Origin of the sequence: Pseudomonas granadensis (assembly GCF_900105485.1) — a bacterium.
Taxonomy (GTDB): Bacteria; Pseudomonadota; Gammaproteobacteria; order Pseudomonadales; family Pseudomonadaceae; genus Aquipseudomonas; species Aquipseudomonas granadensis.
The window spans coordinates 434,952-446,715 of the sequence record NZ_LT629778.1; the positions used below are offsets into that span (position 1 = coordinate 434,952).

General features: G+C 62.6%; 12 protein-coding genes. 6 read left to right on the forward strand and 6 right to left on the reverse strand.

The features are described 5' to 3' along the window. The first annotated feature begins 221 nt into the window (after positions 1–221). Complete coding sequence (locus BLU52_RS01800) at positions 222–1,430, forward strand: MFS transporter (RefSeq protein WP_090281147.1); 1,209 nt, start codon at positions 222–224, stop codon at positions 1,428–1,430. Here the strand turns inward: BLU52_RS01800 and cueR are convergent. The 3 genes from cueR to BLU52_RS01815 form a co-directional block, all read right to left on the reverse strand. After that, a complete protein-coding gene (cueR, locus tag BLU52_RS01805) occupies positions 1,384–1,797 on the reverse strand; it encodes a Cu(I)-responsive transcriptional regulator (protein WP_090281149.1) in 414 nt (137 codons plus the stop codon). The two genes, BLU52_RS01800 and cueR, sit on opposite strands and share 47 nt — an antisense overlap. Continuing rightward, on the reverse strand, positions 1,794–4,187 hold the full coding sequence (locus tag BLU52_RS01810) for a heavy metal translocating P-type ATPase (protein ID WP_090281152.1): 2,394 nt from the start codon (positions 4,185–4,187) through the stop codon (positions 1,794–1,796). Before BLU52_RS01810 ends, cueR begins: the two co-directional genes overlap by 4 nt. A 197-nt stretch (positions 4,188–4,384) precedes the next feature. Then, positions 4,385–4,768, reverse strand: a complete 384-nt coding sequence (locus BLU52_RS01815) for a hypothetical protein (protein ID WP_090281155.1) — start codon at positions 4,766–4,768, stop codon at positions 4,385–4,387. 149 nt (positions 4,769–4,917) lie between these two features. On the opposite strand from BLU52_RS01815, the gene BLU52_RS01820 reads away from it, so the two are divergent. Further along, entirely contained in the window at positions 4,918–5,115 is a 198-nt protein-coding gene (locus BLU52_RS01820; protein WP_090281158.1) for a heavy-metal-associated domain-containing protein, read from the forward strand. 88 nt (positions 5,116–5,203) lie between these two features. Further along, complete coding sequence (locus BLU52_RS01825; protein WP_090281161.1) at positions 5,204–6,406, forward strand: multidrug effflux MFS transporter; 1,203 nt, start codon at positions 5,204–5,206, stop codon at positions 6,404–6,406. Positions 6,407–6,412: 6 nt separating this feature from the next. Here BLU52_RS01825 and BLU52_RS26745 read toward each other — a convergent pair whose 3' ends face one another. The 3 genes from BLU52_RS26745 to BLU52_RS01835 form a co-directional block, all read right to left on the reverse strand. Continuing rightward, the gene (locus tag BLU52_RS26745) at positions 6,413–6,586 is read right to left on the reverse strand and encodes a hypothetical protein (protein WP_167359882.1); all 174 of its coding nucleotides are present in this window, start codon (positions 6,584–6,586) and stop codon (positions 6,413–6,415) included. Positions 6,587–6,746: 160 nt separating this feature from the next. Beyond that, positions 6,747–7,760: a zinc-binding alcohol dehydrogenase family protein gene (locus tag BLU52_RS01830; RefSeq protein ID WP_090281164.1), complete on the reverse strand. Its 1,014-nt coding sequence runs from the start codon at positions 7,758–7,760 to the stop codon at positions 6,747–6,749. Between the two features lie 32 nt (positions 7,761–7,792). Continuing rightward, positions 7,793–8,086, reverse strand: coding sequence for a putative quinol monooxygenase (locus BLU52_RS01835; RefSeq protein WP_090281167.1), 294 nt, complete (start codon positions 8,084–8,086; stop codon positions 7,793–7,795). Positions 8,087–8,206: 120 nt separating this feature from the next. On the opposite strand from BLU52_RS01835, the gene BLU52_RS01840 reads away from it, so the two are divergent. The 3 genes from BLU52_RS01840 (at position 8,207) to BLU52_RS01850 (ending at position 11,708) form a co-directional block, all read left to right on the forward strand. Next, positions 8,207–9,136, forward strand: a complete 930-nt coding sequence (locus BLU52_RS01840) for a LysR family transcriptional regulator (RefSeq protein ID WP_090281169.1) — start codon at positions 8,207–8,209, stop codon at positions 9,134–9,136. Positions 9,137–9,453: 317 nt separating this feature from the next. After that, entirely contained in the window at positions 9,454–10,185 is a 732-nt protein-coding gene (locus BLU52_RS01845) for an ArsR/SmtB family transcription factor (RefSeq protein WP_090281171.1), read from the forward strand. A gap of 140 nt (positions 10,186–10,325) precedes the next feature. Next, a complete protein-coding gene (locus BLU52_RS01850) occupies positions 10,326–11,708 on the forward strand; it encodes an MFS transporter (RefSeq protein ID WP_090281174.1) in 1,383 nt (460 codons plus the stop codon). Positions 11,709–11,764 lie beyond the last annotated feature (56 nt).

Sequence of the window (11,764 nt, forward strand, 5' to 3'; positions counted from 1 at the left end):
ACAGAAACCCGGCTTCGGCCGGGTTTTTTGTGCTTGCTCCGTTGCCAATGCACCACGAATCCCGTGTAGGAGTGAGCCTGCTCGCGATAGCGTCAGCACAGTCAGCATCTCCATCGGCTGAACCGCCGCAATCGCGAGCAGGCTCACTCCTACAGGGGTTGTGGTGTTGTTGGAAGTTGTATGGGACTCTCACCGGCTCCAACCACACTCAAGGACTGAATGTGCCCACCCCCCGCAATCTCCAGCTGATCGTCAGTGCGCGGCTGATCTCCGATTTCGGCGCTTTCCTCAACATGGTCGCGTTGGCCACTTACGTCTACCTGCTGAGCAACAGCGCCATGAGCGTCGGCATCTTCCTCGCCAGCCGCGTCGGCGGCGGGATTTTTGCCAGCCTGATCGGCACCGCGTTCTACCGCCGCTGCAGCGGCCGTGTGCCGTTGATCGCTTTCGACCTGCTGCGCGCCAGTGCATTGGCGTTGCTGCTGATTGTGCCGGTCGGCCAACAATTGCTGCTGCTACCGCTGATTGCCTTCGTACTGGGCTTTGGCAATTCGATGTTTGCAATCGGCGTGAACAGCCAGCTCCCGCGCTTGATCGAGCCGGCGCAGTTGCTCAAGGCCAATGCCTGGATCACTTCAGCCTCGTCGGCGGCAATGGTCGGCGGCAGTCTGGTGTCGGGATTGCTGGTGGCGGGGTTTGGTTTTGCAACGGTGTTCGCCCTGAATGCGCTGACCTATGTACTGGCCGCGCTGGTGATTGTGCCGCTGCGTTTTGCCGCCACGACGGTCGACCAAGCACCCGAACGCGGCGAATGGTCCGCACTCAAAAAAGGTCTGCGCGGTGCCCCGGTGGTCGCGGCGATGCTCGCGGTGACCATGGCCGATACCCTCGGCAGCGCCGCGCACAACGTCGGCTTCCCGATCATTTCGAAACTGCTCACGCCGGAGTCGGCCAGCACCACCCTGGGCCAGGCACTGGCGGTGTGGGCCTGCGGCAAGTTGCTCGGTGCGCGTATCGCCAGTCACTTCAAGACTACGGGCAACAGCGATTTGCAGCGTCGATATTTCCTCGGCGTGGCCGTGATGTCCTGTGGGTTCATCCTGATGTTCCAGCAGCACAGCCTGTATGGCTTGCTGTTGTTTGCCCTGCCGGCCGGCCTCGGTGACGGGATTTCCGAAGTCAGCCTGATGTCGCGCCTGCAACGCGAGCCCGAGTCACTGCGCCTGCCGATCTTCAGCGTCCTCACTCTGCTGCAAATGACCGGTTTCGGCATCGGTATGCTCATTGCCGCACCGTTCTATGAAGGGTGGACGCCGGGCGCCGTGGTCATGCTGTTCCATGGCATTCCCCTCGGCACGCTGCTTGGGCTGAAGGTGTTGGCGCTCAGGCGCGCGCGGGTTGCGCGCAGCAGCCCGACGCCAGTTCCTTGAGAATCGGGCAGTCGGGGCGCTGGTCGCCGCTGCAGTGTTCGACCAGATCCTGCAGGGTGTCGCGCAACTCGCCCAGCTCGCGGATCTTCTGATTCAGCTCGTCGATGTGCTGGCGCGCCAGGGCCTTCACATCGGCGCTGGCGCGCTGGCGGTCCTGCCACAGGGTCAGCAGCTTGCCGACTTCTTCGAGCGAAAAACCCAGGTCCCGCGAGCGCTTGATGAACGCCAGGGTGTGCAAGTCATCGCTACCGTAGACGCGGTAACCGGCGTCGGTACGATGGGCCGCTTTGAGCAACCCGATCGACTCGTAATAGCGGATCATTTTTGCGCTGAGGCCACTCTGCCGGGCCGCTTGGCCGATGTTCATCGCTGTTCCTCCAGATCGTCGGGTTTCCAGGTTTTCAACAGTAGCGCATTGCTCACCACGCTGACGCTCGACAAGGCCATGGCGGCGCCGGCCAGCACCGGATTGAGGAAACCGAACGCTGCCAGCGGAATGCCGATCAGGTTGTAGACGAAGGCCCAGAACAGGTTCTGGCGGATCTTCGCGTAGGTCTTGCGGCTGATCTCCAGCGCTGCCGGCACCAGTCGCGGGTCGCCGCGCATCAGGGTGATTCCGGCGGCGTGCATGGCGACATCGGTGCCGCCGCCCATGGCGATACCGATGTCGGCGGCGGCCAGGGCCGGCGCATCGTTGATGCCGTCGCCGACCATCGCCACCACGCCGGCCTTCTTCAGTTCGGTGACGGTAGCTGCCTTGTCTGCCGGCAACACTTCGGCGTGGACATTGGCGATGCCCAGCGCCTCAGCGACCACCCGCGCACTACCGCGGTTGTCGCCGGTCAGCAGATGGCAGTGGATATGGCGCGCGGCAAGCTGTTGCACGGCTTGCAGCGCGCCGGGTTTCAGCGTGTCGCCGAAAGCGAACAGTCCAAGGACGCGCGGTTGCGGGCTCTGCTCGATCAGCCACGACAAGGTGCGGCCTTCGGTTTCCCAGGCCGTGGCGCTGTCGTTCAGTGGCGCGGCGCTCAATCCACTTTCTTCGAGCAGCCGTCGATTGCCCAGGGCCAGGCGGCGACCGTCCAGCGTACCGGCGATGCCGCGCCCGGTCAGCGACTGGCTGTCGCTGACATTCGGCACATCCAGGCCGCGTTCGGCGGCGGCATCGAGCACCGCTTTGGCCAATGGATGTTCGCTGCCGCGTTGCAGCGCCCCGGCCAGTTTCAGCAGGGTGTCTTCGTCGCCATCGATTGCACTCATACGGGCAATACGCGGTGTGCCCGACGTCAGCGTGCCGGTCTTGTCGAACACCACGCTGCTGACGGCATGGGCGCGCTCCAGCGCTTCGGCGTCCTTGATCAGAATGCCGTGGCGCGCCGCCACACCGGTGCCGGCCATGATCGCGGTCGGCGTGGCGAGGCCGAGGGCGCAAGGGCAGGCGATGACCAACACCGCGACGGCATTGATCAGCGCGGTTTCCATCGGGGCCCCGTAGAGCCACCAGCCAATCAGTGTTGCCAGAGCAATCAGCAACACCGTCGGCACGAAAATCTGGCTGACTCTATCCACCAGTTTCTGGATCGGCGCTTTCGCCGCTTGCGCGTCTTCGACCAGACGGATGATCCGTGCCAGTACGCTTTCCGCGCCGAGCGCCTGAGTGCGCACCAGCAGGCGTCCCTCACCGTTGATCGCGCCACCGGTCACCGGGTCGCCGGGTTGTTTCGGCACCGGCAGGCTTTCGCCGCTGATCAGCGCTTCGTCGGCATGGCTCTGACCTTCGATGACTTCGCCGTCGACCGGAAAGCGTTCGCCGGGTTTGACCAGCACCACGTCATTCAGGCGCAGGGCGCTGATGGCGACGTCCTGCTCGCGGCCGTCGATCACTTGAATCGCGCGTTCCGGGCGCAACGCTTCAAGGGCACGGATGGCGCTGGCGGTCTGGCGTTTGGCGCGGCTTTCCAGGTATTTGCCGAGCAGCACCAGGGCGATGACCACCGCCGAGGCTTCGAAATACAGATGCGGCATGCGTCCGGCGGCGGTAGCCCATTCATAGAGGCTCAAGCCATAACCGGCGCTGGTGCCCAGGGCCACCAGCAAGTCCATGTTGCCGGCGCCGGCGCGCACGGCTTTCCACGCGGCGACATAGAAACGTGCGCCGAAAATGAATTGCACCGGCGTGGCGAGAGCGAATTGCGCCCAGGCCGGAAGCATCCAGTGCAGGCCGAACGGTTGCAGCACCATCGGCGCCACCAGCGGCAGGGCCAGAGCAATCGCGCAAATCAGCGCCCAGCGCTCGTGCTTGAGGCGCTGTTGCTGGTTATCGGTTTTCGCCGCTTCGGCTTGCCAGACGCTGGCGGAGTAACCGGCCTTGCTCACCGCATCGAGCAGGCTTTGCTGTTCGACCTGGCCGAGTAATTCCAGGTGTGCACGTTCATTGGCGAGGTTGACGCTGACACTTTTCACCCCGGCGACTTTGTTCAACGCGCGCTCGACGCGGCCGACGCAGGATGCGCAGGTCATGCCGTCGATACTCAATTCGAGGGTTTGCTGGGGGACGCTGTAACCGGCGCGCTCAACGGCTTCGAGCAACGCCGGCAAGCTGTCGCCCGGCGCCTGCACGCGGGCCTGTTCAGTGGCGAGGTTGACGCTGACGTCGCGGGCGCCGCTGACTTTGCTCAAGGCGCGCTCGACACGCCCGGCGCAACTGGCGCAGGTCATGCCGGCAATCGGCAGATCAAACGTGGTGGAATCGGACATCGGTCGTACTCCCTGCAGTAGAGGCCTGCAAGGATCAACCTTGCCATGCGGGCAAGGTCAAGCGTCATTATTTCAAACGCCGCGAAGCAAAAAATGTGGGAGCCAGCCTGCTGGCGATGGCGGTGTGTCATTCAGCAATGAAGTCCGCAGACACACCCTCATCGCCAGCAGGCTGGCTCCCACAGTTTCAGGTTGGTTCAGTAGCCGAGATCGGCGCGCTTGAGGTACATGCCTTCCTGATTCATCGCTATCCGGTATTTCTGTATATCGCCCGCTTGCAGTTTTATTTCCTGCGAGCCGGGTGCGAGCAAGCCCGGATTGCAACCGGGTACTTGTCCCGGCAACAGCTTCAAGCGCAACGAAACCTTGCCCGGCGGCAGGTTGAACGAAGTGCTCTGCTCCTGAAACAGCCGCGCCGACAGCTGATCCTGGATGTACACGCCAATTTCGCACGAGGTCGCCACTTCCAGGCGCTCGCGGGAAATGATCAGTACCGCGTAATCTTCCCCGACAGCCTGCACAGGCGCGGCGGCGGCGAAAAGACCGAGAAAGCCAAACAGGCTGAAAGCTGACCAGCGCATGGCTGCATCTCCTGCAATTTAAGTCATTGATGTACGCAGCTTGGCCGAGCGCGGCGCCGATTGCCAGCCCGGCAGTTTTTGCCAGAACTTGACCTTGCCATCGTGGCAAGCTCGAAACTGCCGGCAACCTCACTCAAAGGAGACATCGCATGCAAGTGTTCACCGTTCAAAACATGTCTTGCGGCCATTGCGTCAAAGCCATCACCAACGCCGTGCAGGCCAGGGATCCGGCGGCCAGCGTGCGCGTCGACCTGGCCGCTAAAGAAGTCGGCGTCGAAAGCCAGCTGGATGCCGCGCAGATCATCGAAGCGATCAGCGAAGAAGGTTATCCGGTGAAGCTCGTCTGAATTTTTTTCGTTAGCGAGCTATCGGAATGTTCAAGGCGTCCGGGCGCAGCTAGACTGTCGGGCTGCGACCCGCCCACCTGGATGCCCGATGAACTTTCGTACCATTTTGATACTTGGCGCCTTGAGCGCTTTCGGTCCATTGGCGATCGACTTCTATCTACCTGCGTTTCCGGCCATGGCGCTGGCATTCGGCACCGATGAGCAGCATGTGCAGCTGACGCTGGCGGCGTACTTCCTCGGCCTGTCGCTGGGCCAACTCGCCTATGGGCCGATTTCCGACCGGTTCGGTCGACGGATTCCATTGCTCAGCGGCGTCGGCCTGTTCACCTTGGCGTCATTGGCCTGTGCCTATGCGCCGAGTCTGGAATGGCTGATCGGCGCGCGTTTCGTCCAGGCGCTCGGCGGATGCGCGGGTATGGTGATTTCCCGTGCGGTGGTCGCCGACAAGTGCGATGCGGTGGGCTCGGCGAAGGTTTTCTCGCAACTGATGCTGGTGATGGGCCTGGCACCGATTCTGGCGCCGATGCTCGGCGGTCTGCTGGTCAATACCAGCGGTTGGCAGTCGATCTTTCTGGTGCTGACCGGTTTCAGCGCCCTCGCGGCTCTGGCCGTGGCGCTTGGCCTGCCGGAAAGCATGCCAGCACACGTGCCACGCCAGCCACTGTCGGGCGCATTGCGCCAATACACGCGACTGGTCAAGGACAGGGTTTATCTGGGCCACGCACTCACCGGCGGTATCGCCATCGCCGGCATGTTCGCTTACATCGCCGGTTCACCCTTTGTGTTCATCAAGTTGTACGGCGTGCCTGCCGAGCATTTCGGCTGGCTGTTCGGCACCAACGCGGCGGGTTTCATTCTGGTGGCGCAGGTCAATGCGCGGCTGTTGGCCAAGCGCGGCCCGGCGTTTCTGCTGGTGCGTGCGGTGTGGGTGTACTTTCTCGCAGGGCTTACCTTGCTGGCGGTCGGCGCGATGCGGCCGGAAGCCTTGTGGCCGTTGCTGATTCCGTTGTTCATCTGCATCGCCAGCCTCGGCTGCATCATCCCCAACGCATCTGCCTGTGCGATGAACGGCCAAGGGGCGCGGGCCGGCAGCGCGTCGGCAATGCTCGGTTGTCTGCAATTCAGCATCGCCGCCGGTGCGGCCGCGCTGGTGGGTGTACTGCACGATGGCAGCGCCGTGCCGATGGCCATGGTCATCAGCCTGTGCGGGTTGCTGGTAGTCAGCGTCGCTTTGCTCACCCGCCGCCTGCAGAATGCCCGGGCATTGGCGCAAGCCCAGGCCGAGGCGTAAACAGTCTCAGCCGGCAGCGCGCTGCTGGCTGTATTCGGGAATGCGATGGGGCGCGCGCAGTCGCGCTTCGAGGGTGCGAGTGAAAGCCAGTGCTTCGGCTTCACTGCGAAAGGTCACGACATGCTGGTCAAGGCGAACCTGCCATTGAGACTTTGCCACTTCTTTTATCAGGATCTTCATTGCTGACCTCCCTTGCGTAAAAGATGTATCGCAGAGGCTTCGATTGTAGACCTGAATACGATCGCAATTGTGACAACGCCTGGGCATCGGACTGACGGCAAAAAACCTCGCAGCCCTGCCAGCCGCTCTAGCGCTGGCACAGGCTGCGAGTTCCGGTTTCTCAGAAACCTTCTAAAACAATTTTTCCCTTGGCCTTGCCGCTTTCCAGCAGTTCATGGGCGCGACGCAGGTTGGCTGCATTGATGGTGCCGAAGTGTTCGCCGACAGTGGTTTTCAAAGTGCCGGCATCGATCAGTTGCGCGACGCGGTTGAGCAGATTGTGCTGCTCGATCATGTCCGGCGTCTCGAACAGCGAGCGGGTGTACATGAACTCCCAGTGCAGAGACAGGCTCTTGCGCTTGAGTTTGCTCACGTCCAGCGACTTCGGATCGTCGATCAGCGCCAGTTTGCCCTGCGGCGCCAACGCCTCGACCAGTTGCTCCAGATGCTGGTCGGTCTGGGTCAGGCTGGCGACATGGGTCACGCTGTCGAGGCCGGCGCGCTTGAGTTCTTCGCTCAACGGCTGACTGTGATCGATCACAACATCGGCGCCCAACGCCTTGACCCAGTCGCGGGTCTGTTCGCGGGACGCGGTGCCGATGACCTTCAGGCCGGTCAGTTGCTTCGCCAACTGCGTGAGGATCGAACCGACCCCGCCGGCCGCGCCGACGATCAGCAGGCTCTGGCCTTCGTCGGTGTTGCCTTCGCTGATTTGCAGACGCTCGAAGAGCAATTCCCAGGCCGTGATCGCGGTCAGCGGCAGCGCGGCGGCTTCGGCAAAACCGAGGGTTTTCGGCATGTGACCGACGATGCGCTCATCGACGACATGCAACTCGCTGTTGCCGCCGGCACGTGCGATCGACCCCGCGTAGAAGACTTTATCGCCGGCCTTGAACAGCGTCACGTCGCTGCCCACGGTCTTGACCACACCAGCGACGTCCCAGCCCAGCACTTTCGCAGCGCCGTTTTCCGGGGCTACGTTCTGCCGCACTTTGGTGTCGACCGGGTTGACCGAAATGGCTTTGACTTCCACCAGCAGGTCGCGCGGGCCGGCGACCGGTTCCGGCAGTTCGATGTCCTGCAAGGCGTTGGTGTCGCTGATCGGCAAGGATGCGTAATAGGCGATGGCTTTCATGAAAGGCTCCGTACGGTTGATAGAAGAAGAAATCAGGCAATCGCGCCGAGGTGCTTGAGCTGGAAGTGTTCGATGGTGTCGCCGGCACTGCGCTGAAACTGCTGGAAGTGCTCACTGACGTTGTGCGCCTGTAGCACCTCTTCACTGGCCCACTGCTCGATCACGTAAAAAACCTGAGGGTCGGCGAGGTCGCGGTGCAGGTCGTACTGGCCGCAACCGGCCTCGGCGCGGCTCGGTGCAACCAGCGTGCGCAGGGCTTGTTCGAGGGCGTCCTGCTGGCCGGGTTTGGCGGTCAGGGTGGCGATGGCAGTGAAGGGCTGGGACATGTTGGGCTCCATTTGCGCGGCGAGAAAATCGATGGAGAGATGATTCGCTATTTCTGTTGGCGATAAAACCGGCTAAAACAGCAGTCTCTTTCAATTTTATTTTGATAATCGAGGCTGAGGATGCTGCGTTTCGATGACCTGCAGTTGTTTGTTCGCGCGGCGGATCTGGGCAGCCTGTCCGCAGCGGCGCGGGTGATGGACATGTCTGCCGCGGTGGCAAGTGCGGCGTTGAAGCGCATCGAGCAGCAATTGGGTGCGCGTTTGCTCGCGCGCTCGACCCGCAGTCTGCGCCTGACCGCCGAGGGCGAGGGATTTCTTGAATACGCACGCGCGGCGCTGAGCAATCTCGATGAAGGTCGGCGCCTGCTTGCCAGTGGCCAGGATCAGGTCAGCGGGATTTTGCAGCTGTCCGCGCCGTCGGATTTCGGCCGCAACCTGCTGCTGCCTTGGCTCGACGAGTTCCAGCGCGAGCACCCGCGGTTGACCGTGCGCTTGCTGCTCGGCGACCGCATCGCCGATCTGTTCCGCCAGCCGGTGGACATCGCCTTGCGGTACGGCGAGCCAGAGGACTCCAGCCTGGTCGCGCTGCCCATCGCCGCGCACAACCGTCGTGTGCTTTGTGCGTCCCCGGCTTACCTGGCCCGGCATGGCGAGCCGCGCCAGCTCGAGCAACTGGCCCAGCACAATTGCCTGCTGTACATGCTCGGCAGCCGCGTCCATGACCATTGGAGTTTCCATGACGGCAAGCGCGAAGTCGGCCTCACGGTCAGCGGCGACCGTTTCAGCGACGACGCCGACGTCGTACGCTTATGGGCACTGGCAGGTGCCGGGATCGCCTATAAATCCTGGCTCGACGTTGGCACCGATGTACTCGCCGGGCGTCTCAAAGTGCTGCTGCCGGAACTGCTCTGTGAGCGCGCACCGCTGAATCTGTTGTGCGCTCATCGCGCACAATTGAGTAAGCCGGTGAACCTTCTGCGCGACATGCTCGCCAGCCGTTGCGCTGAATTGAGTAGTCAATTTCGCGTTTTTTCAAAAGTTGATCATTAGTCGCAGGTAAATAGAGAAATTTCTCTCAGCAACAATCACCAACTGTGCAGGCCCGAGCGCAGGACGCGGCGCCTAACCCGCTTATACTAGCGCCCGCCTCATGCCAGCACCGCCACCCCGGCCCGGAGACCTTCGCACCCCGTCGCCCGTACTGGCGTGACGGTCGCGCATCTGCTGCGGGTGCTGTGCCGGGGCAGGCTGCGTCAGTGGCTTGCCTCGCCCCGGTTCATGGCGATTTTCGCGTCTTGGCCGACGACTGATTACCGGCCAAGATGTCTCCGAGCAGTAGACGATACGATTCAACAGGGAGTGAACACATGGAACATGCACCTTGCATCAGCCAGATCGCCACGTTGCTGGCCGACCCCAAGCGCAGCGCGATGATGTGGGCGTTGATGGATGGCGCGGCGCGGCAGACCGAGGAGCTTGCGCTACAGGCGGGGCTATCGCCGTCCTCGGCCAGTGCGCACCTGACGCGCCTGGCCACCGGTGGTCTGTTGAGGGTCGAAGTCCGTGGTCGCAAGCGGTTTTTCCGCCTCGCGGCGCCCGAGGTCGGCGCGGCGATAGAAGCTCTCGCCAGCGCCACCATCGCCAGTGCGCCGCGCGAGGTTCCCGAGGTGTTCAAGCGCAGCACGCCGTTGGCCAAACCGCAGACCGCACCGTCGTCGCTGTTGCGCGCACGGTTTTGTGACGATCACCTGGGCGGTACGCTGGCCGCCGATCTGTACCAGCGCCTGCTCGATGCCGGCTGGGTCGAGCAGCTGGAGCATCGCGTCGCGGTGACCCAAAAGGGCGCCAGGTTGCTGGCCGACCGTGGCGTGTTCATTCAGGCGTTGGCCCATCGCAACGTGCAAGTGGCTTGTGCCTGCCCGGACTGGAGTGAGCGGCGTCCGCACATGGGCGGTTCACTCGGCGCGGCATTGCTGCAGTTGTTCATGCAGTCCGGCTGGCTGACGTTGCCCAACGACTCCCGAGCCTTGCAACTGACGGCCACCGGGCAACGCGAATTGCACCGTTTCGCCAAAGACACCGAGCTGGAACTGGCGTAGCAGAGCGGTGTACGCAGGCTGCCCGAATTGCACCTGCGTATCTCGCGTCGTTGATGGCTGCGAACAGGTCGCATCCAGCAGCAACGCCGAATCGCTATCGCGCACACTCGTTCCGGGGTATTTCGGAGGGGGGAAGCAGCATGCAAACACAGCGCTACAGCGCGGCAGAACGTCTCGAACGCCTGCCGATCAGCGGTTATCACCGGATCATCTTCATCATCATCGCCCTGGCGTTTTTCTTCGACTCCATGGACCTGGCGATGATGACGTTCCTGCTCGGCTCGATCAAAGCCGAGTTCGGCCTGAGCAGCGCACAGGCCGGACTGCTCGCCAGTTCGAGTTTTTTCGGCATGGTGCTGGGCGCCTCGCTGTCGGGGATGCTCGCCGATCGCTTCGGACGCAAGCCGGTATTTCAGTGGAGCATCGTGCTCTGGGGCGTGGCCAGTTATCTGTGTTCGACGGCGCAAACGGTCGAGACACTGACCCTGTTCCGTATCCTGTTGGGGATCGGCATGGGCATGGAATTCCCGATTGCCCAGTCGATGCTGTCGGAGCTGATTCCGGCGCAACGTCGCGGGCGCTACATCGCCTTGATGGATGGTTTCTGGCCGCTCGGTTTCGTCGCGGCCGGCGTGTTGTCTTACTTTCTGCTGCCGGTGATTGGCTGGCGCGACATCTTTCTGGTGCTGGCGGTGCCAGCGGTGTTTGTTTTGGCGATCCGCTTTTTCATTCCCGAGTCGCCACGCTGGCTGGAACAGGCCGGGCGCGACGCCGACGCGGACAAGGTGTTGAACGGTATTGAAGCGCGGGTGCGTGCTTCGCTTGGCGGTGCGGCACTACCTGAACCGCTGCGCTTGCCGCGCACCGTGACGCCACCGGGCAATTTCTTCGCTGCGCTGAAGCAGATCTGGTCGCCGCAGTATCGCCAGCGCACGACGATGATCTGGAGCCTGTGGTTTTTCGCCTTGCTCGGCTTTTACGGGCTGACCTCGTGGCTCAGCGCGTTGCTGCAACAGTCGGGGTTTGCCGTGACGCAGTCGGTGTATTACACGGTGCTGATTTCGCTGGGCGGGATTCCGGGTTTTCTCATGGCCGCCTGGCTGGTCGAGCGCTGGGGGCGCAAACCGGTGTGCATCGTAACGCTGCTTGGCGGGGGCGTGATGGCGTTTCTGTACGGGCAGAGCGCGGTGTTCGGCGGCAACGTCGCGCTGCTGATCAGTACCGGGTTGCTGATGCAGTTCTTTCTGTTCGGCATGTGGGCGGTGCTCTACACCTACACGCCCGAGTTGTACCCAACGTCGGCACGCGCCACCGGTTCAGGCTTTGCCTCGGCGATTGGCCGGGTCGGCTCGCTGCTCGGACCTCTGGTCACCGGGCTGGTATTCCCGATTACCGGGCAGGGCGGGGTGTTTGCGCTGGGCGCGGCATGCTTTGCAATCGCGGCGGGGGTGGTGTGGCTGTTCGGAATGGAGACGCGGGGCAAGACCCTTGAGGAGCTGACTGAAACCCAAATCCCAGGCTAAACACAGATCCAATTGTAGGAGTGAGCCTGCTCGCGATGGCGGTGTGTCAGTTTAAT